Origin of the sequence: Bariatricus sp. SGI.019 (genome assembly GCF_050315235.1) — a bacterium.
In the GTDB taxonomy this organism is placed as follows: domain Bacteria; phylum Bacillota; class Clostridia; order Lachnospirales; family Lachnospiraceae; genus JAFBIX01.
The window spans coordinates 66,162-89,557 of record NZ_JBNPOQ010000003.1; the positions used below are offsets into that span (position 1 = coordinate 66,162).

The 23,396-nt window shown below is 40.7% G+C and carries 25 protein-coding genes; 21 read left to right on the plus strand and 4 right to left on the minus strand.

Features of this window, described 5'->3' with window-relative positions; all coding sequences use genetic code 11:
• The first annotated feature begins 33 nt into the window (after positions 1–33).
• Entirely contained in the window at positions 34–1,272 is a 1,239-nt protein-coding gene (glyA, locus tag ACQRD1_RS02715) for a serine hydroxymethyltransferase (RefSeq protein ID WP_347376006.1), read from the plus strand.
• Positions 1,273–1,409: 137 nt separating this feature from the next.
• Entirely contained in the window at positions 1,410–1,832 is a 423-nt protein-coding gene (locus tag ACQRD1_RS02720) for a hypothetical protein (RefSeq protein ID WP_347376007.1), read from the plus strand.
• 90 nt (positions 1,833–1,922) lie between these two features.
• On the opposite strand, the gene ACQRD1_RS02725 is transcribed toward ACQRD1_RS02720, so the two are convergent.
• From ACQRD1_RS02725 to ACQRD1_RS02735, 3 genes are read right to left on the minus strand one after another with little or no spacing between them, the layout of a single operon-like run.
• Positions 1,923–2,534, minus strand: coding sequence for a manganese catalase family protein (locus ACQRD1_RS02725; RefSeq protein WP_235232199.1), 612 nt, complete (start codon positions 2,532–2,534; stop codon positions 1,923–1,925).
• Positions 2,535–2,537: 3 nt separating this feature from the next.
• Positions 2,538–2,807, minus strand: a complete 270-nt coding sequence (locus tag ACQRD1_RS02730) for a spore coat protein CotJB (RefSeq protein ID WP_235232200.1) — start codon at positions 2,805–2,807, stop codon at positions 2,538–2,540.
• Complete coding sequence (locus ACQRD1_RS02735; RefSeq protein ID WP_235232201.1) at positions 2,804–3,082, minus strand: spore coat associated protein CotJA; 279 nt, start codon at positions 3,080–3,082, stop codon at positions 2,804–2,806. The genes ACQRD1_RS02730 and ACQRD1_RS02735 overlap by 4 nt, the downstream gene beginning before the upstream one ends.
• A gap of 137 nt (positions 3,083–3,219) precedes the next feature.
• On the opposite strand from ACQRD1_RS02735, the gene ACQRD1_RS02740 reads away from it, so the two are divergent.
• The 19 genes from ACQRD1_RS02740 to ACQRD1_RS02830 all read left to right on the plus strand — a co-directional run bounded on the left by ACQRD1_RS02740 (position 3,220) and on the right by ACQRD1_RS02830 (position 22,860).
• Positions 3,220–4,395 (plus strand): FtsW/RodA/SpoVE family cell cycle protein, encoded by a 1,176-nt coding sequence (locus ACQRD1_RS02740; protein WP_427786888.1) that lies wholly within the window; start codon positions 3,220–3,222, stop codon positions 4,393–4,395.
• Positions 4,396–4,515: 120 nt separating this feature from the next.
• The gene (locus ACQRD1_RS02745; protein ID WP_427786889.1) at positions 4,516–5,355 is read left to right on the plus strand and encodes a DegV family protein; all 840 of its coding nucleotides are present in this window, start codon (positions 4,516–4,518) and stop codon (positions 5,353–5,355) included.
• A 69-nt stretch (positions 5,356–5,424) separates the two neighbouring features.
• Positions 5,425–5,682 (plus strand): hypothetical protein, encoded by a 258-nt coding sequence (locus ACQRD1_RS02750; RefSeq protein ID WP_235232204.1) that lies wholly within the window; start codon positions 5,425–5,427, stop codon positions 5,680–5,682.
• A 210-nt stretch (positions 5,683–5,892) separates the two neighbouring features.
• Positions 5,893–6,333 carry a division/cell wall cluster transcriptional repressor MraZ gene (gene mraZ, locus ACQRD1_RS02755; RefSeq protein WP_235232205.1) on the plus strand — a complete coding sequence of 147 codons (441 nt, stop codon included), beginning with the start codon at positions 5,893–5,895 and terminating at the stop codon, positions 6,331–6,333.
• An 11-nt stretch (positions 6,334–6,344) separates the two neighbouring features.
• Entirely contained in the window at positions 6,345–7,280 is a 936-nt protein-coding gene (gene rsmH, locus ACQRD1_RS02760) for a 16S rRNA (cytosine(1402)-N(4))-methyltransferase RsmH (protein ID WP_235232206.1), read from the plus strand.
• Positions 7,281–7,318: 38 nt separating this feature from the next.
• Complete coding sequence (locus tag ACQRD1_RS02765; protein WP_427786890.1) at positions 7,319–7,846, plus strand: hypothetical protein; 528 nt, start codon at positions 7,319–7,321, stop codon at positions 7,844–7,846.
• 7 nt (positions 7,847–7,853) lie between these two features.
• Positions 7,854–9,731, plus strand: coding sequence for a peptidoglycan D,D-transpeptidase FtsI family protein (locus ACQRD1_RS02770; protein WP_235232208.1), 1,878 nt, complete (start codon positions 7,854–7,856; stop codon positions 9,729–9,731).
• Between the two features lie 84 nt (positions 9,732–9,815).
• Complete coding sequence (locus tag ACQRD1_RS02775; protein WP_235232209.1) at positions 9,816–11,540, plus strand: peptidoglycan D,D-transpeptidase FtsI family protein; 1,725 nt, start codon at positions 9,816–9,818, stop codon at positions 11,538–11,540.
• A 63-nt stretch (positions 11,541–11,603) separates the two neighbouring features.
• Positions 11,604–12,560, plus strand: a complete 957-nt coding sequence (mraY, locus tag ACQRD1_RS02780) for a phospho-N-acetylmuramoyl-pentapeptide-transferase (protein WP_235232210.1) — start codon at positions 11,604–11,606, stop codon at positions 12,558–12,560.
• A gap of 19 nt (positions 12,561–12,579) precedes the next feature.
• Positions 12,580–13,935 (plus strand): UDP-N-acetylmuramoyl-L-alanine--D-glutamate ligase, encoded by a 1,356-nt coding sequence (gene murD, locus ACQRD1_RS02785; protein WP_235232225.1) that lies wholly within the window; start codon positions 12,580–12,582, stop codon positions 13,933–13,935.
• Positions 13,936–13,948: 13 nt separating this feature from the next.
• Positions 13,949–15,031, plus strand: a complete 1,083-nt coding sequence (locus ACQRD1_RS02790) for an FtsW/RodA/SpoVE family cell cycle protein (protein WP_331473062.1) — start codon at positions 13,949–13,951, stop codon at positions 15,029–15,031.
• A 35-nt stretch (positions 15,032–15,066) separates the two neighbouring features.
• On the plus strand, positions 15,067–15,813 hold the full coding sequence (locus tag ACQRD1_RS02795) for a cell division protein FtsQ/DivIB (RefSeq protein ID WP_235232211.1): 747 nt from the start codon (positions 15,067–15,069) through the stop codon (positions 15,811–15,813).
• A 137-nt stretch (positions 15,814–15,950) separates the two neighbouring features.
• Entirely contained in the window at positions 15,951–17,192 is a 1,242-nt protein-coding gene (gene ftsZ, locus ACQRD1_RS02800; protein ID WP_235232212.1) for a cell division protein FtsZ, read from the plus strand.
• Positions 17,193–17,604: 412 nt separating this feature from the next.
• Positions 17,605–18,432, plus strand: a complete 828-nt coding sequence (locus ACQRD1_RS02805; protein WP_235232213.1) for a sigma-E processing peptidase SpoIIGA — start codon at positions 17,605–17,607, stop codon at positions 18,430–18,432.
• Positions 18,398–19,138 carry an RNA polymerase sporulation sigma factor SigE gene (gene sigE, locus ACQRD1_RS02810; protein ID WP_347376009.1) on the plus strand — a complete coding sequence of 247 codons (741 nt, stop codon included), beginning with the start codon at positions 18,398–18,400 and terminating at the stop codon, positions 19,136–19,138. Before ACQRD1_RS02805 ends, sigE begins: the two co-directional genes overlap by 35 nt.
• Before the next feature lie 49 nt (positions 19,139–19,187).
• Complete coding sequence (locus tag ACQRD1_RS02815; protein ID WP_235232215.1) at positions 19,188–20,801, plus strand: MBL fold metallo-hydrolase RNA specificity domain-containing protein; 1,614 nt, start codon at positions 19,188–19,190, stop codon at positions 20,799–20,801.
• Positions 20,802–21,007: 206 nt separating this feature from the next.
• A complete protein-coding gene (gene sigG / locus ACQRD1_RS02820; RefSeq protein ID WP_235232216.1) occupies positions 21,008–21,784 on the plus strand; it encodes an RNA polymerase sporulation sigma factor SigG in 777 nt (258 codons plus the stop codon).
• A 131-nt stretch (positions 21,785–21,915) separates the two neighbouring features.
• Positions 21,916–22,563, plus strand: a complete 648-nt coding sequence (locus ACQRD1_RS02825; protein ID WP_427786891.1) for an HAD family hydrolase — start codon at positions 21,916–21,918, stop codon at positions 22,561–22,563.
• Positions 22,564–22,596: 33 nt separating this feature from the next.
• Positions 22,597–22,860 (plus strand): glyoxalase, encoded by a 264-nt coding sequence (locus ACQRD1_RS02830; RefSeq protein WP_427786913.1) that lies wholly within the window; start codon positions 22,597–22,599, stop codon positions 22,858–22,860.
• A gap of 31 nt (positions 22,861–22,891) precedes the next feature.
• Here ACQRD1_RS02830 and ACQRD1_RS02835 read toward each other — a convergent pair whose 3' ends face one another.
• The gene (locus tag ACQRD1_RS02835; protein WP_427786892.1) at positions 22,892–23,326 is read right to left on the minus strand and encodes an FMN-binding protein; all 435 of its coding nucleotides are present in this window, start codon (positions 23,324–23,326) and stop codon (positions 22,892–22,894) included.
• Between the last annotated feature and the right edge of the window lie 70 nt (positions 23,327–23,396).

The window sequence follows — 23,396 nt, forward strand, 5'->3', positions numbered from 1 at the left end:
CCTGGGGAAAATATGACACCTAGGAGGAAAAACATGTATTCATTTGACGAGATTAAAAATGTAGACAGTGAGGTTGCGGATGCAATCCAGGGCGAGATGAATAGACAGAATTCCCATATCGAACTGATTGCATCTGAAAACTGGGTAAGTAAAGCTGTTATGGCAGCTATGGGAAGCCCATTGACGAACAAATATGCAGAAGGATATCCGGGAAGACGATATTACGGTGGATGTCAGTGCATAGATATTGTGGAGAATCTGGCGAGAGACCGTGCAAAAGAGTTGTTTGGCTGTGAATACGCAAATGTGCAGCCGCATTCTGGTGCACAGGCGAATCTTGCAGTTTTCTTCGCAATGTTAGAGCCGGGAGATAAAGTACTTGGTATGAATCTGGATCATGGCGGACATCTGACGCATGGTTCACCGGTAAATATTTCAGGAAAGTATTTTCAGATTGTATCTTATGGTGTAAATGACCAGGGTGTGATTGATTATGATGAAGTTAGAAAAATTGCATTGAGAGAAAGGCCAAGATTAATTATTGCCGGTGCAAGCGCTTATGCAAGAACCATAGATTTTAAGAAGTTCCGTGAGATTGCAGATGAAGCAGGTGCATATCTGATGGTGGATATGGCTCACATTGCCGGACTTGTGGCAGCAGGACTACATCCGAGTCCGATACCGTATGCTGACGTGACAACAACGACAACGCATAAGACGCTTCGAGGCCCAAGGGGTGGAATGATTCTTTGTAATCAGGGGGCAGCAGATAAATTTAACTTTAATAAAGCACTTTTTCCTGGAATCCAGGGAGGACCGCTTGAACATGTAATTGCCGCAAAGGCAGTCTGTCTGAAGGAAGCGCTTCAGCCAGAGTTCAAGGAATATCAACGGCAGATCCTTAAAAATGCAAAGGCTTTGAGTGAGGGATTAATGAAGCGGGGCGTAAAGATTGTATCCGGAGGAACAGATAACCATTTGATGCTGGTTGATCTGAGCGGGCTGGATGTGACTGGAAAAGAACTGGAAAAACGGCTTGATGATGCACATATTACCTGTAATAAGAATACGATACCAAATGATCCAAGATCACCATTTGTCACCAGTGGAGTCAGATTGGGGACTCCGGCTGTCACCTCTCGTGGTATGAATGAGGAAGATATGGATTTGATTGCAGAAGGAATTGCACTGGTGATTCAGAGTGAAACGAATGTTGAAAAAGTTAGGGGTATGGTGGAAGAATTAACAAAGAAATATCCATTATGCCAGTAAGTGGAATTTTGTAGATTTTAGAACAATTTTTTTGAAATTTCTTATGAAATGTAGTATAATAATTGCGTATGTGAAACGTATGCTGTCAGACAGCATGGGATAGCAAGAATATTTACATTATGAGGAGGGACTTTTCAATGAAATGTCCAATATGTGGTCAGGAATTAAAACCGGGAAAAAAAGATCCGAATTATCTGTTATGCTATAATTGTAAAAAGAAATTTAAAGTTCCACAGAAAAAAGTGAAGACGGTAGAGAAGGAACAGGAACCAGAGCAGGAAGATCAGAAGTATTCAAATATACCGCCAAAGCATGTTCGCCAAAAACGCGAAGAAGAGATGCGCAAAGCTTACGATGAATTATTGGCTGTAGGCGATGGAAAGAGCAAGAAGAAAAAGAAAAAGCAGCCAGAACCGAAGAAAGAAGAATACTTTGACGATGATTTTGATGACGATTTTGACGATGATGACGATGAGAAAATGTCAAAAGCTCCGATTATCATTCTCGCAATTGCTATTGTAGTAGTGGCTGCATTGATAGTTTTCATGCTGTTAAGATAATTCTATTTTGCTATTATTTAAGGGTTAAGATTAAATATGATAATTAAGAAAATGACGTGGCAATCTGCCACGTCATTTTCTCGATAGTGTTTATTTGTTATTTGAACACACATCAAATTCCGGGTTGATAGCATAGAAGTTTTTACTGTCAAGGTGATCCTGTACGATGCGGAGACTTTCACCAAAACGCTGGTAGTGTACAATCTCGCGTTCTCTTAAAAAACGGATTGGATCGCAGATTTCAGGATCTTTGACAAGGCGGAGAATGTTATCGTATGTGGTGCGGGCTTTTTGCTCGGCGGCCATATCTTCATGCAGATCTGTGATAGGATCGCCTTTGGATTGGAAGTAAGTAGCAGTCCAAGGGGTTCCGCCTGCTGATTGAGGCCATAACGCTAGCGTGTGATCCACATAATATTTGTCGAATCCTGTTTTTTCGATTTCTTCCGGCGTTAGATTTCGTGTCAGTTGATGGACGATAGCGCAGATTATCTCCATATGGGCGAGTTCCTCGGTTCCAATATCAGTCAGGATTCCGGTGACTTCACGATAAGGCATCGTGTATCGTTGGGATAGATAGCGCATAGAAGCGGCGAGTTCGCCATCCGGGCCACCGAATTGCGATATGATGACTTGAGCAATCTGCGGATTGGTCTGAGAGATTTTCACTGGATATTGTAAACGTTTTTCATAGTTCCACATAGACTAACAGCCTCCTTCCTGCCATGGCCATGGCTCATTGATCCAGCACCAGTGTTCGGACGAAGTACTGGCAGTATCCAGGGTCAGTGGACCATAGTATTTCGCATATTCTTTTAAAGCCTGCACTCGTTGTTTCTTGAATTCGTCGAAGAATTCCATGGCTTCTCTGTTGCAGGGATGTGTATCTAGAAATAATTTTGTGTCATCCACGGCGAAGCTTACTACATTGATCCATTCTAATAATTCTCTGCGGCTTGGTCTGTTTTCACTCATCTGCAGCATCCTCCTTTTCCGTGAAATGGTTTATCCAGTTCTTCGAAAATGGTTCCCCGATGAAATCCTTTTTGTACCTCATATAATGCCCGCCATTCCTGCCAAGGCACATATGCCATTGCAAGAGGCATGCCATTCAGTTCATCATTTTCAGATTTGTCTTCGCAGCAACTGGAACCAGAATTGACAGAATACACAGAAGAGGGTGACATTGTCTGGCGACCATAGGTATTCCGTCGCATATGATCCGAGGTGTTATAGCGATAATTTGGCATACGTCATACTCCTTTTTAGAAACATTTGTAATAACATAGTATGGAGAATTCGGAAGATTGGTGCAGAGTTTCGCTTTTTCTAGGTTGTTTTTACAGGAATATCTGAGTATAATAGATACGATTGGAGTGTAAATGTAATGACAAAAAGACAAGAGACCAAAAAGAAAAAAACGAATACCGCTCAGTTTTTTGATTATAGTATGCTTGCTGTATTGATCTGCCTGATTTGTTTTGGACTGGTCATGCTGTACAGTACCAGTGCATATAGTGCTCTGGTGAATTATGGAGACAGTATGCATTATTTTAAACGTCAGCTTATTTTTTGCGTGGCAGGTCTGATCGGGATGTATATTATTGCAAAGATTGATTACCATATCTACATAAAATGGGCAAAGAAGATATATTTCTTTTCTATATTTATGATGGCACTTGTACAGACACCTCTTGGAAAAGAGGTTAACGGTGCCAGACGATGGATCAAGCTTCCGTTTGATCAACAGCTGCAGCCTGCTGAAATTGCGAAAATTGCGGTGATTTTGTTTATCCCTGTTCTAATCTGCAATATGGGCAGAGAGATTAAGACTTGGAGAGGGATTATGAAAGTGCTTCTGTGGGGCGGCTTTGCATCTGCCTGTGTCTTATTTCTCACTGATAATCTGAGTACCGCGATCATTGTTATGGGGATTACCTGTATCATGATATTTGTTGTGCATCCGAAGACGAAGCCATTTCTTGCAATTGTGGGAATTGCGATGACAGCGGTTCTTGCAGGAGTTTTGATTCTACAACAACTGATGAATTCGGGGCTCGGGAAAAAGTTGTCGGAGAATTTCCGCCTTCGTCGTATTCTTGTGTGGCTGGAACCGGAAGAATATGCTTCCAAAGGTGGATATCAGGTTATGCAGGGACTCTATGCAATAGGTTCTGGAGGCTTTTTTGGAAAAGGACTTGGGAATAGTGCACAGAAGATGATTATCCCGGAAGTTCAAAATGATATGATTCTTTCTATTGTATGTGAGGAGCTGGGGGTATTCGGAGCAATTATGGTTTTGCTGCTGTTTGGACTGTTGCTGTATCGTTTGATGTTTATTGCCCAGAATGCGCCAGATATATATGGATCTTTAATTGTGACGGGAATATTTGCCCATGTTGCACTTCAGGTTATATTGAATGTATGTGTTGTGATTAATCTGATCCCGACAACTGGTATTACACTGCCATTTATTAGTTATGGAGGAACATCCAGTTTGTTTTTGATGGCAGAGATGGGAATTGCATTAGGGGTTTCACGAAAAATAAAATTCAATGAATAAAAGTCTTTTATTTCCTATATAAATGTGCTATTATTAATCAGGTAGTATTTAAAACTACATAGTACGGAAATGAAAGACATGCCAGAAAGATGTTTGTACCGGCATGCCGGGAGGAACGATATGAGTTATAAGATTATTGTTGATAGTTGTGGAGAATTGACGGATAAGATGAAAGCATCAGGGTGTTTTGAGACGGCTTCACTTCAGATTGATGTGAATGGACATCATATTGTGGATGATGAGACGTTTAATCAGGCCGAATTTTTAAAAATTGTTGCCGAATCGCCGGAATCTCCGAAGTCTTCCTGCCCATCGCCGGAGAGATATATGGAAGGATATTGTTGTGAGGCAGACCATGTATATGCAGTCACTTTATCAGCTGAATTGAGTGGCTCTTACAATAGTGCGGTATTAGGCAAGAATTTATATCAGGAAGAATACGGTGAGAAGGATATCTATGTGTTTAATTCACGCTCAGCATCTGTCGGCGAGACATTGATTGCTATGAAGATTGCAGAGTGTGAAGAGAAAGGAATGTCATTCTCAGAAGTTGTTGATACTGTAGAAGCGTATATTAATTCACAGCATACGTATTTTGTACTGGAGACATTGGATACGCTTAGAAAAAATGGAAGATTGACTGGAATAAAGGCAGTAATGGCTACGGCTTTAAACATTAAACCTGTTATGGGTTCAACGCCGGAGGGAACGATTCAGCAGCTTGGTCAGGCACGTGGCGTAAAAAAGGCATTGGCAAAGATGGGGGACGAGATTATCAAGGGATTGGAGAATTCCAGAGATAAGATTCTTGCAATTTCTCATTGTAATTGTCCGGCACGCGCAAAATATGTAAAAGAAATGCTGACAGCCAAAGCACAGTTCAAAGATGTAGTGATTTTGGATACTGCAGGAATCAGCAGTATGTACGCAGCTGATGGTGGAGTAATTGTGGTTGTATAATTTCCTGAATTGTGGTAGAATAACCTTTAGTTGGTACGTAAGTGTACTTAGAAAAAGGAGTCAGAAAGTATGAGCCAGGAAAAAGTAGACAGATATAAAAAAGAAAAAGCAAACCGCAAGAAAAACATGAAGAAAGAGAAGTTTCAGAACATCTTACGTAAATGTGCAGTAGCTCTTGTGGGAATTGTGCTGATAGGATGGATTGGATTTTCCGCATATAATACTTATGAATCGAAGCAGCCAAAGGAAGAAGCACAGATAGATTATTCTTCTTTGACGAATTTATATAATAATCTGGCTGAAGTCGAGGCAACATCCGCTGAATAATCAATAAATCAATAAAAAAAGAAGCAGAAAGGTCTGCTTCTTTTTTTATTGCCATTATGAGTATAAAGTGTAACCTTTTTGTGCAAAATCGTAAAAAGGTCTTGAAATCAATATAAAAGTGGTTTAAAATGAATGCAAGTGGTAGAAAGTGGTGAAAAGTGGAGCGAAGTGGTATGAATGTGGAGACCACTTGGAAGAAGGTGAGTTCTAATGTTGAAAGGGGAGTACAGTCATAATATTGATGCAAAAGGCCGATTAATCATTCCGGCAAAGTTCCGTGACGATCTAGGGGAGCATTTCGTCATAACAAAAGGAATGGAGAATTGCCTTTATGTCTACCCGGAAGACGAATGGACCACTTTTGAAGCAAAACTGAACGCCTTACCAACCACCACAGATAAAAAAGCCCGTGCGCTTGCATATTTCTTTCAGGGAAGTGCGACAGACGGGGACCTTGATAAGCAAGGTAGAACACTTATCCCTTCTGTTCTCAGAGAATTTGCTCACTTAGATAAGGAAGTAGTATTTATCGGTATGGGGAAGCGTGCCGAGATTTGGGACAAAGCAAGATGGGATGAAAAGAATGCTGAAGTGGAACTTAACATTGAAGATATTGCATCTGATATGGAAGCTAGCGGATTCAGTATCTAGAGGGAGAAGATATGGAATTCGAACACAAATCAGTACTGTTAAATGAAACAATTGATGGATTAAACATCAAGCCGGATGGCATCTATGTAGATGGCACGCTTGGTGGAGGTGGACATGCATATGAAGTGTGCAGACGCCTTGGTACAAAGGGGAGTATTGTAGGAATAGACCAGGATGCAGCAGCTATTGAGGCGGCGGGCGCCCGCTTAAAAGACTTCGGGGAGAAAGTTACAATAGTCCGGAGCAACTATTGTGATATGAAGTCACGGCTCCATGAATTGGGAATTGACAAGGTCGATGGGATCGTACTTGATCTGGGCGTATCATCTTATCAGTTAGATACGGCAGAACGAGGATTCTCCTATCGCGAAGATGCACCTCTGGATATGCGGATGGATACTCGTCAGAAGATGACGGCCAGAGACATCGTCAATGACTACAGTGAGATGGATCTTTACCGCGTAATCAGAGATTACGGGGAGGATAAGTTTGCGAAGAACATTGCAAAACATATCGTAGCAGAACGCGGTAAGAATCCCATCGAGACAACAGGCCAGCTGACAGAGATTATCAAAGCGGCCATTCCAATGAAGTATCAGAAGAAGTCTGGGCATCCGGCAAAAAGGACGTTCCAGGCTATCCGTATTGAACTGAACAGGGAGTTAGAAGTTCTTAGAGATTCATTGGATGATATGATTGAATTATTAAATCCAGGAGGAAGGTTATGTATTATAACGTTCCATTCACTGGAGGACAGGATTGTCAAGAGCGCATTTAAGAAAAATGAGAATCCATGTACCTGTCCACCAGATTTTCCCGTATGTGTATGCGGAAAAGTCTCAAAGGGGAGTATTGTTACTAGAAAGCCGATTTTGCCGAGTGAAGAGGAGATAGAATATAACAGCCGCTCTAAGAGCGCAAAGCTTAGAATCTTTGAACGGAAGTAAAATGGCTAAAAGAATATAGATAGAAAGGGGTGACATACATGGCAGCAAGACAGACTTATTCAAGAAACAGACAACAGTACAGTGGGATGTATGTGTATGGAAATACAGTGACCAAACCGGCAGCTGAACCAAGACGTCATGAAAAGTCACCCGAGAGACCAAAAAAAAGGACAAGCAGCAGACAGATCCGTAAAAATAGAAGACATGCTCTTCATATGAATTCAGCATATGTGATTTTTCTGGCAGTTGCTGCTGTTATGGCATTAATTGTGTGTGTAAATTATGTTCAATTACAGTCACGCATTACCAGTCGCTCTAAAAATATTACAGCAATGCAGGAAGAACTGGCAGAACTGAGGGAAGAGAATAACACCAAATATAATGCGGTTATGGACTCTGTGAACCTAGAGGAAATCCGAGATAAGGCTCAGAATGAGTTAGGAATGGTGTATGCTTCGCCGGAACAGATTGTGGAATATGATAATCCGGCTACGGATTATGTAAAACAGTATGAAGATATTCCGGAAGACGGAGTGCTTGCTCAGTCAGACAAAGATTCGAGATAGGTGAGTTATGGCAAGACAGAAAAAAAGTATTTTTCGAAGAAAATTTTCAAAATTTATGCAGAAAAAGCTAGTGATGATTTTTGTGGCAATCGTACTAGCTTTTGTTTTCTTAGTAGGAAGAATTACATATATTAATGCATCCAATGGAGCCAAATATACAAAGATTGTATTGAATCAGCAACAGTATGACAGTCGTACGATTCCATTTAAACGAGGAGATATCGTGGATCGTAATGGAACGAAGCTTGCGACCAGTGAGAGGGTATATAATGTCATTTTGGATGTAAAAGTTTTGACGGAAGATGAGGATTGCATTGAGCCAACAATCAAAGTGTTAGAAGATTGTTTTGGAATTGAAGAAGAAGTAGTACGGACATTGATAAAGGATAGTCCGTCCAGCAGATATAATATACTAAAAAAGGGGATTGATTATGAGACAGCGCAGGCATTTGAAGAGATTGATGAAGATGATGAAAAGTACTCGGATGTAAAAGGAATCTGGCTGGAAGATGATTATGTAAGAAAATATCCTTATAATACATTAGCAAGTGATGTGATTGGATTTACCGTAAATGGAAATGTGGGAAGCAATGGAATCGAAGCATCTTATAACTCTATCTTGAATGGAACGGATGGCAGGGAATATGGATATCTGGATGACAGTTCTTCTTATGAAAGAACGGTGAAAGAGCCAGAAAATGGAAGTACAATTGTATCAACAATAGATCTGCAGGTGCAGAGTATTGTGGAAAAACATATACTCGCCTTTAATGAAGCCCATAAAAATGAGGCATCTGTTGGAGAAGGAAGTAAGAATACAGCGGTAATTGTAATGAATCCACAAAACGGTGAGATTCTGGCAGAAGCTTCTTATCCGAATTATGATTTGAACAATCCGAGAAAATTTCTTGAATCTTATTCGGATGAAGAATTGGAAGCAATGGCAGAGGAAGCATCAGAAGCTGAAGGTGTAGAAAAGACGGTAGATGACATAAAGATAGATTTGTTGAATGAAAGATGGAATAATTTCTGCGTCAGTGATGTGTATGAACCGGGTTCTACTTTTAAGCCATTTACGATAGCTGCAGGCTTGGAGACCGGTGTTTTGACGGGAAATGAGAATTATACTTGCGGAGGCGTCATGCATGTGGGAGATCATGATATTCATTGTAGTAATCGTGATGGACATGGGCCGCAGACATTGAAGCAATCTCTGGAAAATTCTTGCAATGTTGCGTTGATGCAGATTGGCGCAAGCCTTGGTACAGAAGAATTCTGTAGATATCAGAAATTATTTGGCTTTGGAGAGTATACAGGAATAGATCTTCCGGGAGAGGCTGTCGGACTTTTATATTCTGCAGAAGATATGGATCCTGCCAGCCTGGCAACCAATTCGTTTGGACAAAACTTCAACGTAACAATGACGCAACTTGCGGCTTCTTTCTGTTCGCTGATTAATGGCGGAGATTATTATAAACCACATGTAGTGAAGCAGATTCAGGATGAAAATGGAAATATTACAGAAAATAAAGATCCAGTATTGCTGAAAAAGACAGTTTCTAATGAAACCAGTGATATTATCAAGGATTATTTACTTGGAGTCGTACAGGAAGGTACTGGTTCATCGGCAGCAGTAGAAGGGTATGATGTTGGCGGTAAAACAGGAACTGCAGAGAAGATTCCTCGTGGCAATGGTAAATATCTGGTATCATTCATTGGATATGCTCCGCAGGAGAATCCGCAAGTGGTAGTGTATGTGGTTATTGACGAACCGAATGTTGCGCAGCAGGCATCCAGTTCTTATGCGACTGAACTGGCATCTTCGATTATGGAAGAAATCTTCCCTTATCTTGGTGTTAAAAAAACAGAACAAGTCAGTGAGTAAGATATGAATTTACAATAATTACAGAATAACCTTGCAAAAGCTATAATAAGTTATAAAAAATGCTTTTGCGAGGTTTTTTGTTTTATGAAAAATAAAACATATAATAAGAAGAAAATTCTTGTTGTATTCTTGTGTGCAGTGACGGTGATTCTGGCACTGGTTGGACGACTTGTGTATCTGATGGTATTTGATGCCGAATATTATCAGAAAAAAGCGGAAGCGCTGCATGAAAGGGAACGTGAAATTAAGGCTGCACGAGGTGAAATCATAGACGCCAATGGAACAGTCCTTGCTACGAACAAAACTGTCTGTACTATATCAGTCATTCACAGCCAGATTACGGATTCCGAACGGGTGATTCAGGCATTAGCTCAGACTTTGGAGATGGAAGAGGAGATTGTTCGAAAGAAAGTGGAAAAAGTCTCTTCTATGGAAAGAATAAAAACAAATGTTGACAAAGAGACTGGAGATAAGATTCGGGATATGGAATTAGATGGAGTAAAAGTGGACGAAGATTTTAAAAGATATTATCCATACAATGAGTTAGCGTCAAAAGTACTGGGCTTTACTGGAGGTGATAACCAGGGGATTATTGGTCTGGAAGTCAAGTACGAAGAGTATCTGAAAGGAATCAATGGAATGATATTAACGACTACAGATGCCAGAGGGGTAGAGCTTGAAGGAGTCGCTGAAGATCGTCTGGAGCCGGTTGCTGGAAATACCTTACAGATTAGCTTGGATTATAATATACAGACTTATGCGCAGCAGATGGCGGAGAAGGTCATGGAAGAAAAGCAGGCCGATAAAGTCGCAATCTTGTTGATGAATCCACAGAATGGAGAGATACTGGCAATGGTAAATGTCCCGGAATTTGATCTGAATGATCCATTTACGTTGAATACAGGGGAAGAGAGCAGTAATATGTCAGATGAAGAAAAGCAGGGTGCTTTGAACCAGATGTGGCGAAATGGATGTATCAATGATACCTATGAACCTGGTTCCACTTTTAAAATCATCACGGCTTCTGCTTGTCTTGAGGAGGGAGTTGTCCATCTGGATGATTCCTTCAGCTGTCCAGGATATCGAATTGTGGAAGATCGAAAGATTCGATGCCATAAAGTGGGTGGTCATGGGGCAGAGACATTTGTACAGGGGATTCAGAATTCCTGTAATCCGGTGTTTATCGATATCGGACTTCGATTAGGAGTGGATAACTTTTACAAATATTTTCAACAATTTGGTCTGTTGAACCTTACGGGAGTAGATCTTCCGGGAGAGGCGGGAACGATTATGCATAAGAAAGAGAATATTGGTTTGGTAGAATTGGCAACTATGAGTTTTGGACAGTCGTTTCAAGTGACTCCGATTCAGATGGCAACAACAGTCAGTTCTCTGGTAAATGGAGGAAGAAGGATTACGCCGCATTTTGGTGTCAGGGTTCTTGATTCAGATGGCAATGAAGTGGAAGAATTTCAATACGAAGAGAAAAAAGACATTGTGTCGGAAGAAACTTCGGCGACTATGCGGATGCTGTTGGAAAGCGTAGTATCAGAAGGCTCTGGAAAGAACGCATATATTGAAGGATATGAGATTGGAGGAAAGACGGCTACTTCTCAGACGCTTCCCAGAAGTGCGAATAAATACATCTCTTCTTTTATTGGATTTGCGCCGGCGGATCATCCACAGGTTTTGGGGATGTGTATCATTTATAATCCTCAGGGCGTATATTATGGAGGAACGATTGCTGCACCGGTGATCAGAGAAATATTTGAAAATATATTACCCTATCTTGGCATTGAAAAAGAATAAGAAATGAAGTATACTAGGTTAGGTTGAAAAGTGAATTAACAAAAGAAATAAAGAGGTGGATATATGGATTATAAAGTGTTTATTCCAGTATTAATATCGTTTGCACTGAGTGTGATTATGGGGCCGTTGATTATCCCGGTATTAAGAAGGCTGAAGATGGGGCAGACGGAAAGAACAGATGGTGTACAGTCACATCTGAAGAAGGCTGGCACTCCGACAATGGGCGGTGTGATCATTCTTTTAAGTGTAGTAATTACATCTGTATTTTATATTAAAGATTATCCGAAGATCATACCAATTCTATTTGTGACACTTGGTTTTGGTCTGATTGGATTTCTGGATGATTATCTTAAGGTTGTAATGAAGCGTTCTGATGGTTTGTTCCCAAAGCAGAAAATGGCACTTCAGATTGTTGTGACAGCAGTGTTTGCATTCTATATGGTCAGATTCACAGATGTTTCGCTTGCGATGATGATTCCGTTTTCTGGAGGAAAGTACTGGGATATCGGCTGGCTGGCGATTCCACTGATGTTCATTGTAGTAATCGGAACGGTGAATGGTGTGAACTTTACAGATGGTCTGGATGGTCTGGCTTCCAGTGTGACTGTGCTTGTTGCGACATTCTTCACTGTAGTTGCAATTGGAACAAAAAGTGGTATTGAACCAATCACCTGTGCAGTGGTAGGAGCACTTTTGGGATTCTTGTTGTTCAATGTATATCCGGCAAGTGTATTCATGGGAGATACAGGCTCCCTGGCATTAGGAGGATTTGTTGCATCAACAGCATATATGCTTCAGATGCCGATTTTCATTATTATTGTCGGATTGATCTATCTGGTAGAAGTATTGTCTGTTATGATTCAGGTAACATATTTTAAGAAAACTGGCGGAAAACGTATCTTTAAGATGGCGCCAATACATCATCATTTCGAATTGTGTGGATGGTCAGAGACAAGAGTTGTGGCAGTGTTTTCAATTGTTACAGCGATTCTTTGTCTGGTGGCATTGATGGCTATGTAGGAGGAAACAAAGGTTGAATATGGAAGTTGCAGAGAAAAGAGTACTCGTATTTGGTTCGGGAATCAGTGGAATTGGGGCAGTAAAATTATTAGAAAAGCATCAGGCAGATGTGGTTCTCTATGATGGAAATGAAAAATTAGAAGAGGCACAGATTCGTGCAAAATTAGGCGTGGACAGTAAAGCAAGAATCATAATCGGAGCTTTTCCAGAAGAATTATTAGAAGAATTAGATCTTGTTATTTTGAGTCCTGGAGTTCCGACAGATCTTCCGGTGGTAGAGAAGATGAGGGAGAAGAATATTCTGGTTATAGGAGAGATTGAACTGGCATATCAGATGGGAAAGGGAGATGTGCTGGCGATTACCGGAACAAATGGTAAGACAACAACAACGTCTCTGTTGGGAGAAATTATGAAAAATTATCAGGACGACGTGTATGTAGTGGGAAATATTGGAAATCCGTATACGATTGCGGCAGATCAGATGACGGAACATACGATTACAGTCGCTGAGATGAGTAGTTTTATGTTGGAAAGTATTGTAGATTTTCGCCCGAGAGTCAGTGCGATTCTGAATTTTACACCAGATCATCTGAATCGTCATCATACGATGGAAGCGTATGTGAATGCGAAGAAAAATATAGCCAGAAATCAGACGGAAGAAGATTATTGCATTTTGAATTATGAAGATGATCTCACCAGAGAATTTGGAAAAAATCTGAAGACACAGGTTCTATATTTCAGTAGTCAGCGTAAACTAGAAGAAGGAATTTATCTTGAGGATGGCAACATTATATTCCATTATCATGGTGTAGAAGAAACAATCTGCCATGTGGATGAATTGCAGATCCTTGGAACACATAATCATGAAAATGTAATGGCTGCAGCTGCGATGGCAGCTGTCTATGGAGTACCGATGAATGTCATCCGTGAGAGTGTCAAGGCATTTGGCGGAGTAGAGCATCGTATTGAATATGTGACGGAAAAAAATGGCGTCGTGTTCTATAATGATTCAAAAGGAACGAATCCGGACGCTGCAATCAAAGGAATTCAGGCTATGAATCGACCGACGGTCCTGATCGGTGGAGGATATGACAAAGGTTCCGAATATAAGGAATGGATTCAGAGCTTTGATGGAAAAGTGAAGAAACTGGTCCTTCTGGGAGCCACGAAGGAAAAAATTGCAAAAGATGCCAAGTGCTGTGGATTTACAGATTATATGTTTGCCGATACATTTGAAGAAGCCGTTCTTACTGCGGCAAAGTTGGCAGAGCCGGGAGAAGCAGTTCTGTTATCTCCGGCATGTGCAAGCTGGGATATGTTCTCTAGTTATGAAGTACGTGGAGAGAAGTTTAAAGAGATTGTAAATTCCTTATAAGGAGTGGCATAGATTGACACTATTGAACAGGAAAAAGTATGATTATACACTTCTTGCTGCGTTATTTCTGCTCGTTATTATGGGGCTTGTGATCCTCTATAGTACGAGTGCATATAATGGAGAAGTAAAGTTCCATGATTCGTTTTACTATCTGAAAAAGCAGGCTTTTGCAACACTGCTTGGAATTGCCGGAATGTTTGTGGCTTCGAATATGGATTATCATATATGGAAGCATCTGGCAGTTCTTGGATATTTTACGGCAATCTTATTGTCAATAGCAGTTTTGTTTATAGGCGATGAATATAATGGGTCCAAAAGATGGCTGTCTTTGGGCCCGTTTTCTTTTCAGCCGTCAGAATTTGCAAAAGTAGCAGTGATCCTATTCCTCGCATATATGGTGACAAAAAATGTTCAAAATATGGGAAAGATGCGAACGATGATTAAGATTATCGTGATGATTCTGCCAATTGTGGCACTGGTGGGTGCCAGCAATTTGAGTACAGCAATCATTATTCTGGGAATAGCGGTGATTCTAGTGTTTGTGGCGAGTCCGAAGTATGGACAGTTTGTTGTCATGGGTGTTCTTGGAGTAGGATTTATGACTATTTTTCTGGGATTGGAAAGTTATCGACTAGAGAGACTGGCAATTTGGAGAAATCCAGAAGCTTATGAAAAAGGATATCAGACTCTCCAGGGACTGTATGCAATTGGGTCAGGAGGACTCTTTGGAAAAGGTCTGGGGCATAGCATTCAGAAGCTTGGGTTTGTGCCTGAAGCACAGAATGATATGATCTTCTCAATCATCTGCGAAGAACTTGGGCTGTTTGGGGCTGGATTCATACTAATTCTGTTTTTGATTCTGATCTGGCGCTTTTTTGTGATTGCCACTCATGCTCAGGATTTGTTTGGAGCATTGATTGCTACGGGTGCAATGGGGCATATGATGATCCAGGTGATATTGAATATTGCAGTGGTGACCAACACGATTCCGAATACTGGAATTACACTTCCATTTATAAGTTATGGAGGAACGTCCGTGGTTTTTTTACTTTTTGAAATGGGACTTGTACTAAGTGTATCATCTTTGGTAAAATAAAACACAAGAGTAAGCAGACAAAAGGGAGCATAATAATGGGAGAGACAAAAAAGAAAAAAAAGAAGACGCACCGACTATATGCATTTATTGTGTTGGTTTTAGGTGTTGCAATTATCGCGTTGGGTATATTAATTCTTTTCTATGTACAAGAGATAGAAGTCAGTGGGAATGAATATTGTTCTGACCAGGAGATTGTGGATACAGTGCAAAATGATAAATATTCTGTTAATACACTGTATATTGTCGGAAAATATGCTTTGGGATATGGAAAAGAACTACCATGTTTTGAAAGCATGAAAGTGAGTTTGAAATCTCCCTGGGCGTTAAAGGTGACGGTAAAGGAAAAGACAATCGTAGGATATGTTCAAAACGGTGATCATTATGATTATTTTGATAAAGAAGGGCTGGTAGTGGCCGAGTTACCTTCTCTGATAGAAGGACTACCGTGTATTGAAGGAATTGAAGTGAAAGACATCAAGCTATATCATAAGTTGAAAAGTGATGATGTTGGCATTTTTGAAGAAATATTGGAGACTTCGCAGGAAGTGACAAAATACAATCTGACTACAGACAGGATTGTGTGTAAGGATGATGCAATCTATCTATATATAGGAAATATATGTGTTAATCTGGGGGAAAATGTATCTTCTGAGCAGATTGCCCAGATTGAACCAATTATAGAAAAACTGGGTGATCAGCCGGGAACGCTTCATCTGGAAAATTATTCTGAGAATAATACAATAATAACCTTTGACAAGGAAGAAATTCAGGAAGAAAATTAAGAAAAATAGCCAAATTCTATTGATATTTTGTACGAAAGTCTTTATTATATAGTATATATGGCAAACTGAACTCATTTCATTTGCTTTATGTATGGGATGTATAATATATAATAAGGATAACAAAGGAGGAGAAACCCTTGCTAGAAATTAAAACGAATGAATCAGAAGCAGCGGCAAAAATAATTGTTGTTGGAGTCGGCGGTGGCGGTAATAATGCTGTAAACCGTATGATTGACGAGCAGATTGCCGGTGTCGAATTTATTGCTATTAATACAGATAAGCAGGCGCTTCAATTATGTAAAGCCCCAACATTAATGCAGATCGGGGACAAGATCACCAAGGGACTTGGTGCAGGTGCAAGACCTGAAATCGGAGAGAAAGCAGCAGAAGAAAGTGCAGAAGAGATATCTGCAGCATTAAAGGGAGCAGATATGGTATTTGTAACTTGCGGTATGGGCGGTGGTACCGGGACAGGTGCTACACCAGTAGTTGCACGGATTGCAAAAGAGCAGGGTGCTCTGACTGTAGGTGTTGTAACGAAGCCTTTCCGTTTCGAGTCTAAGACACGTATGAATAATGCTCTTGCTGGAATTGAAAAGTTAAAAGAAAGCGTCGATACATTGATTGTTATCCCGAATGATAAATTGCTGGAGGTTGTGGACAGACGTACGACTATGCCAGAAGCTTTAAAGAAAGCAGATGAAGTATTGCAGCAAGGTATTCAGGGTATTACAGACCTGATCAATGTACCTTCACTGATCAACCTTGACTTTGCGGATGTTCAGACTGTTATGACGGATAAAGGTATTGCACATATCGGTATTGGACAGGGACGTGGTGATGACAAGGCACTGGAAGCTGTTAAGCAGGCAGTTGCCAGTCCGTTGCTTGAGACAACGATTGCAGGCGCATCTCATGTTATTATTAATGTATCTGGTGATATCACACTTATGGATGCATCTGATGCGGCTGAGTATGTACAAGAACTTGCAGGAGAAGATGCGAATATTATCTTTGGTGCAATGTATGATGATTCCAGAGCTGATGAAGCAACGATTACAGTAATTGCAACAGGCCTTCATAATGTAGGCGGAAGTGCTTCGAAATTAAAATCAAGACTTGAAAACCAGAGAGTTTCTTCAATGCCACATAATGCAGCAGCATCACAGGTATATGAAAGAGCTGGTCAGACTGCGCCACGCAGCTCTCAGGCTTCTCCAAGATTAGATTTTGGTGCAGCTCCTACACAGGGCGGTGGAACAACGTCTGCTCCGAGAAGACCAGTAGGAGGTACAACTCCTACTTTGGATACACCAAGAACACCAACCAGCAAAGTGAAAGAACAGTCTATTAAGATACCAGATTTCTTTAAGAAGTAATTTATTATTAAGAAGTAATTCATTAGATTATAAAAAAAGAATGTGCTTTGGCACATTCTTTTTTTATTGCTGTATAGCTTGAAGAATCAGCTGATGCAGAAGTTTTACGGTTGTGGAAAGTATCATTTCCACCAGGAAAAATATTCGGGAAGAAATGACAATAAACGCCAAAAAATCCTCTTTTTCTTTTCAAAATTCTTTCTTTTGTGCCAAAAAAGTATACCAAATATAGTATTTCTACAAATAGAATTCCCCAAAATGACTTTTCTGAATCTATATCTTGTGGTTCACAGGAACTGTCGAACGAAAATCAAAATCCACTCCATCATCTGACAAAATCTTTTCGAGATGACTCGTATAATAAATTTTGCTGATGTACCAAACCGGTGATGAAAATGAAAGAAGGTGGAGCGTGTACTATGAATTATACATAGATGTATTCTTTATGGTGAATTTTATGATGGATTATCTTGTACTGATGATTACTCGTAAGATGATAAGATGTTCTGTCCCTGCCTGGCGTGTCTGTCTGGCGGCTGTGGCAGGTGCATTTCTTACGTGTCTGATCGTAGTGGTTCCATTGAACAATACATTCATGAAATTCATACTGTTCCATGGTTTGGTAAGTGTTGCAATGATAAAAACAGGATTTGGAATCAGGCAGTGGCGTGAATTGATAAGAACTTGGATTCTGATCTATGTTAGCGGTTTCCTGATCGGAGGAGTGTTACTGTGCGTTCGACAATATGTACGAATAGGAAGCCTTTTCTTTGTTCTGGCTATTGTTAGTTATTATGTAGTGTCAGGAATCTGGAGCCTGATCAGCTATCTGGCACGGAGAAAGCAAAGTCGCGTAAAAGTAATTCTCTGTAATGGCAAAAGACAATGTCAGGTAGAGGCGCTGATAGATACCGGGAATTGTCTAAGAGATGAGATTACAGGAGGTCCGGTCAGTATTGTTGACCAGAAAGTAATCCGTGTTTTGTATGGGAAAGAAAATCTGACAAAACTTCGCTATATTCCGTATCATTCGATTGGACGTTCCGAAGGAGTTATGCCGCTGATCCGTCTGGATGGGATGTATGTCTGCCAAGAAAGAAGATTCTGGATTGCAGAACCGCTGGTCGCAGTTTCCGAAGAAGATCTGACAGCGGATGATTATCAGATGATTCTGAATCCTGATATATTAATAGGAGGAATCGATTATGGTGATAAAAGTGGCAGTGCCGCATCAATTTAAGCTGAAGGTAGTTCCGGACTTTCGTACATTCTTTTTCCCGGATAAAAAAGATATTCATTATATTGGAGGATCGGACATTCTGCCGGCTCCCTTGGACAGTAATGAGGAGATGGCTGCAATCAATGATCTGGGATCTGAAGATGATGAACAGGCGAGAAAGGTTCTGATTGAACACAATTTGAGGCTGGTAGTGTATATTGCAAAAAAATTTGATAATACAGGAGTGGGTGTAGAGGATTTAATTTCTATTGGTACAATTGGATTAATAAAAGCAATTAATACGTTTAATCCGGATAAGAATATTAAGCTTGCGACATATGCCTCTCGATGTATCGAAAATGAGATTCTGATGTATCTTAGAAGGAATAATAAGACGAAGATGGAAGTCTCAATTGATGAGCCTTTGAATGTAGACTGGGATGGTAATGAATTATTGTTGTCCGATATTCTGGGAACGGAAGAGGATACAATATATAAGGACCTGGAGAATGAAGTGGAGAGAAAACTTCTAATCCGGGCAATTAACCGACTGTCAGGAAGAGAACGTACGATCATTCAGATGCGTTTTGGCCTGGGGACGCCGGATGGCGAAGAGAGAACGCAGAAAGAAGTGGCGGATATGCTCGGTATCTCTCAGTCATATATATCAAGATTAGAGAAAAAGATCATGCAGAGATTAAGACGCGAAATGGTAAAGTATTCATAGCAACTCTTACAGAAAAGGTGTATAATGAAAACAAAAAGGGGTTGGTTTTATGAGACTTAGCTTTATCGGAGCAGCCCATGAAGTAACCGGTAGTTGTCATTTGCTAGAGGCGTGTGGAAAGAATATTCTGATTGACTGTGGTATGGAACAAGGGCCAGATCTCTATGAGAATCAGGAACTTCCTGTCACAGCGGGAGAGATCGATTATATACTTCTGACTCATGCACATATTGATCATTCTGGTAAAATTCCGCTCTTGTGTAAAGAAGGATTTAAAGGAGAGATCGTAACAACGTTTGCTACGGCAGATTTATGTAATATTATGCTTCGTGACAGTGCACATATTCAGGAGTTTGAAGCTGAATGGCGAAACCGTAAGGCCAAGAGGAGCGGCGCGGAAGTGTATGAACCGTTGTATACCATGGCAGATGCAGATGCTGCAATTCAGTTGTTATCACCTTGTGATTATGACCAGAAGATTACTTTGTGTGAAGGGATTGAAGTCCGCTTTTGTGACGTAGGCCATTTGCTGGGGTCTGCAAGTATCGAAGTGTGGATTACAGAAGGGGATATTTCTAAGAAAATTGTTTTTTCCGGCGATGTGGGAAATCGAAATCAACCTATTATCAAAGATCCACAAAAAGTTGCAGAGGCTGATTATGTGGTCATTGAATCAACTTATGGGGATCGTACACATGGGGATGAGATCCCGGATTATGTGGGAGAATTTACCAGGATTCTTCGAGAAACATTTGCAAAAGGCGGTAATGTGGTGATTCCGTCCTTTGCAGTGGGGCGGACGCAAGAGATATTATACTTTATCCGTGAGATTAAAGAAAAGAATCTCCTTCCGGAATATCCTGGCTTTGAAGTGTATGTGGATAGTCCATTGGCAATTGAAGCGACTAACGTATTTAATAAAAATGTAAAGTCATGCTTTGATGAGGATGCTATGGCATTGGTAGAACAAGGGATTAATCCATTGGTTTTCCCAGGGCTTAAGACAACGATTACCAGTGAAGAATCGAAGATGATCAATTTTGATGACAAGCCAAAAGTTATCTTATCGGCATCTGGTATGTGTGAGGCTGGAAGAATCAGGCATCATTTGAAGCATAATCTGTGGCGATCTGAATGTACGATATGTTTTGTGGGATATCAGGCGATTGGAACTTTGGGCAGAAAATTGATTGAGGGAGCGGAATGTGTCAAGCTGTTCGGAGAGAATATTACGGTGAATGCCCGCATTGAATCTTTGAAGGGAATCAGTGGTCATGCAGATATGAATGGCCTTCTGGACTGGCTGAAAGGATTTGAGAAGAAGCCACAGCGTGTCATTGTTGTGCATGGTGAGGATACGGTTACGGATCATTTCGCAAGTCTGGTGGAGGAGACCATTGGATGTCCGGCATTTGCTCCGTATTCTGGCGGTGCGGTAGATCTGGCAGCCAACGAGATCCTTACAGAAGGAGTGAAGGTTCCGAAGAAGGCTGTGGAGAAGCCGGCCAGGGTAAAGGCTGCTTCTGCTTTCAATCGTGTTGTTGCTGCTGCGAAGAGACTGCTTGAAGTTGTATATAAGAATGAAGGTCTTGCGAATAAAGATCTGGCAAAATTTGAGAGTCAGATTATGAATCTGGCAGATAAATGGGATCGAGAAGAATAAGCTGCTATAGTGAGTGGATGATAAGCGGGAACAGGGGCGCATAGATGATATGCGCCCCTGTTATAATGGGATATATTATGAGATACATATTTGTCAAGGAGTAAAACTTTTTTTATTTTCCTATGATGGAGAATAACGAAAGTGCATAATGAGAATCATTTTACTAGAGAAAAATTACTTTATTCATCTAGTAGGAGGGCTCAATTATGGCACAGGGAAAAGTTGAAATATGCGGTGTGAATACGGCAAAGCTTCCAATCCTGAATGAAGAGGAGAAGGAAGCTTTAATTGCGCGCATCAAAGTAGGGGATGCAGAGGCAAAAGAAGAATATATCAAAGGAAATTTAAGACTGGTATTGAGTGTAATCAAACGTTTTGGAGGAAGTAATGAGAATCCAGATGACTTGTTTCAGATTGGCTGCATAGGTCTGATTAAAGCAATCAATAATTTTAATACAGAATTAGACGTCAAATTCTCCACCTATGCTGTGCCAATGATTATTGGGGAAATTCGCAGATATATGAGAGATAATAATTCTATCCGCGTCAGCCGCTCGCTTCGTGATACTGCGTACAAAGCTATTTATGCGAAAGAAAATTATGTCAAACGCAATCTCAAAGAGCCAACTGTCCAGGAGATTGCGGAAGAGATTGGAATCTCTAAAGAAGACATAGTTTTTGCGTTGGACGCCATACAAGTGCCAATGAGCCTTCAGGAACCAGTATACAACGATGGAGGAGATGCGCTATATGTCATGGATCAGATTAGTGACACCAAGAACAAAGAAGATAAATGGGTCGAAGATCTGTCCCTGGAAGCCGCCATGGAACACTTAGGAGAACGGGAACGGTACATTATAAAACTGCGTTTTTTTGAAGGAAAAACACAGATGGAAGTAGCAGAAGAGATACAAATCTCGCAGGCACAAGTCAGCCGTCTGGAAAAAAATGCATTGAGGATTATGAGACAGTACCTCACTTAGGTACACCCTGTTTGTCGATTAGGTACACCACATTTTGCAAGTGGGGACGTAGACTTTTTTCAAAAGTCTACGTCCCCACTTGCATTTTTACCCCTCACATACTATGATTAGTGCATGGAGGGATTTGTATTATGAAGGCTTGTATATTTGATTTAGACGGAACATTGACAGATTCATTGGAATCTCTGGCATATTCTGTAAAAGCAACTTTAAGGGAAATGGATCTTCCGGAGATTACGACGGATGAATGTCGCCGGTTTGTAGGTGATGGAGCAAGATGTCTGATGGAACGCTCGCTTCGGGCAACGGGAGAAGAGAATGTAAAAAGAATTGAAGAAGCTATGGAGATATACGGACGTATATTTGATGAGAATTGTACATATCATGTAACACCATATGAAGGAATCGTCCAGATGCTGAAGAGTATGAAGGATAAGGGGATTAAGCTGGCGGTTTTGTCGAATAAGCCGCATCAGCAGACGGTGAAGGTGGTTCGTGAGGTTTTTGGCGAGGAGATGTTTGATTTTGCACAAGGGCAGAAGGAAGAGATCGCGAGAAAGCCGGATCCGGCAGGTGTTAATTATCTGATTGAGCAGATGGGCGTGTCACAGGAGGAATGCCTCTATGTGGGAGATTCTGAAGTAGATATCCGAACGGGAAAGAATGCGGGACTGCGTACTATCAGCGTGGCGTGGGGGTTCCGGTCGAAGGAAGTGTTAGAAACTGCAGGAGCCGATACTATTATTGGCAGCCCGGAAGAATTATTGCAGTTCGTTTAAAGAAAAAACGGAATAAGGGAGGATTTTGTGAAAATGTATGAGTACGATGAAGATTGCCTGAAGACATTTCTTAAGAATCAGGCACAGTTATTTGATGAGCCGGTTGCGGAGACGCTGGAAGAAGCGGAAGCGTTTCTGGAAGACTGTATGGCGGTTGTAGTCGATAGTATTGAAGAAGTCAGAGAATTTCTTGAAGAAGAAGGCATGGATGTGGATGGAATGTCGGAAGGAGAGCTGGAAGAAGCGTCGGAGGTATTTTCTATTCCGGGTGGAAGATATCTGATCGTAGAAGGATAATAGAATGAAGATTACATTGAAAAAGCCGAAGCTATTCAGAAGTTTCGGCTTTTTTCAATGCTTCTTCGATTGCATTTACAATCATCTGGGAAGTATATGGATTATCTTCAGAATATTGGATATTATCTAGTGATTGATTGTTGTATATCTGTTCTGCGATATCTTCTATCGTAGGTTGAATCAAAGGATACATTGCAGAAATACTTTCGTCAAGATTGGAGAAACGAATGGAGTTAATATGGGATTCGTCGACGGTTACTTCTACTTCAAGTGCAGTATTGTTTAATGACAGTGTGGACGTATAGACTCCTGGCATATATTTTGCTTCGTTTGATTTTGCTTCTTTATATTTGGGAAGGAACATAAATACCAAAAGTAGAATTAATATGACTGCCAGCGCAGCAAAAATCAAGGTATAGATGATTTCCTTCATATGCAATACGACGATTTTGGTTTTGGAACTCATAGAGACCTCCTGTATTATGGATAAATTGTTACTTTCTATAATGTATGAGAAAAGAGTGGAAATTATTCAT

Excerpts from the sequence above, each read along its gene's own strand:
- glyA (WP_347376006.1), top strand. The coding sequence starts at position 34 with ATGTATTCATTTGACGAGATTAAAAATGTAGACAGTGAGGTTGCGGAT.
- ACQRD1_RS02720 (WP_347376007.1), top strand. The coding sequence starts at position 1,410 with ATGAAATGTCCAATATGTGGTCAGGAATTAAAACCGGGAAAAAAAGAT.
- ACQRD1_RS02725 (WP_235232199.1), bottom strand. The coding sequence starts at position 2,534 with ATGTGGAACTATGAAAAACGTTTACAATATCCAGTGAAAATCTCTCAG.
- ACQRD1_RS02730 (WP_235232200.1), bottom strand. The coding sequence starts at position 2,807 with ATGAGTGAAAACAGACCAAGCCGCAGAGAATTATTAGAATGGATCAAT.
- ACQRD1_RS02735 (WP_235232201.1), bottom strand. The coding sequence starts at position 3,082 with ATGCCAAATTATCGCTATAACACCTCGGATCATATGCGACGGAATACC.
- ACQRD1_RS02740 (WP_427786888.1), top strand. The coding sequence starts at position 3,220 with ATGACAAAAAGACAAGAGACCAAAAAGAAAAAAACGAATACCGCTCAG.
- ACQRD1_RS02745 (WP_427786889.1), top strand. The coding sequence starts at position 4,516 with ATGAGTTATAAGATTATTGTTGATAGTTGTGGAGAATTGACGGATAAG.
- ACQRD1_RS02750 (WP_235232204.1), top strand. The coding sequence starts at position 5,425 with ATGAGCCAGGAAAAAGTAGACAGATATAAAAAAGAAAAAGCAAACCGC.
- mraZ (WP_235232205.1), top strand. The coding sequence starts at position 5,893 with ATGTTGAAAGGGGAGTACAGTCATAATATTGATGCAAAAGGCCGATTA.
- rsmH (WP_235232206.1), top strand. The coding sequence starts at position 6,345 with ATGGAATTCGAACACAAATCAGTACTGTTAAATGAAACAATTGATGGA.
- ACQRD1_RS02765 (WP_427786890.1), top strand. The coding sequence starts at position 7,319 with ATGGCAGCAAGACAGACTTATTCAAGAAACAGACAACAGTACAGTGGG.
- ACQRD1_RS02770 (WP_235232208.1), top strand. The coding sequence starts at position 7,854 with ATGGCAAGACAGAAAAAAAGTATTTTTCGAAGAAAATTTTCAAAATTT.
- ACQRD1_RS02775 (WP_235232209.1), top strand. The coding sequence starts at position 9,816 with ATGAAAAATAAAACATATAATAAGAAGAAAATTCTTGTTGTATTCTTG.
- mraY (WP_235232210.1), top strand. The coding sequence starts at position 11,604 with ATGGATTATAAAGTGTTTATTCCAGTATTAATATCGTTTGCACTGAGT.
- murD (WP_235232225.1), top strand. The coding sequence starts at position 12,580 with ATGGAAGTTGCAGAGAAAAGAGTACTCGTATTTGGTTCGGGAATCAGT.
- ACQRD1_RS02795 (WP_235232211.1), top strand. The coding sequence starts at position 15,067 with ATGGGAGAGACAAAAAAGAAAAAAAAGAAGACGCACCGACTATATGCA.
- sigE (WP_347376009.1), top strand. The coding sequence starts at position 18,398 with ATGGTGATAAAAGTGGCAGTGCCGCATCAATTTAAGCTGAAGGTAGTT.
- ACQRD1_RS02815 (WP_235232215.1), top strand. The coding sequence starts at position 19,188 with ATGAGACTTAGCTTTATCGGAGCAGCCCATGAAGTAACCGGTAGTTGT.
- sigG (WP_235232216.1), top strand. The coding sequence starts at position 21,008 with ATGGCACAGGGAAAAGTTGAAATATGCGGTGTGAATACGGCAAAGCTT.
- ACQRD1_RS02825 (WP_427786891.1), top strand. The coding sequence starts at position 21,916 with ATGAAGGCTTGTATATTTGATTTAGACGGAACATTGACAGATTCATTG.
- ACQRD1_RS02830 (WP_427786913.1), top strand. The coding sequence starts at position 22,597 with ATGTATGAGTACGATGAAGATTGCCTGAAGACATTTCTTAAGAATCAG.
- ACQRD1_RS02835 (WP_427786892.1), bottom strand. The coding sequence starts at position 23,326 with ATGAGTTCCAAAACCAAAATCGTCGTATTGCATATGAAGGAAATCATC.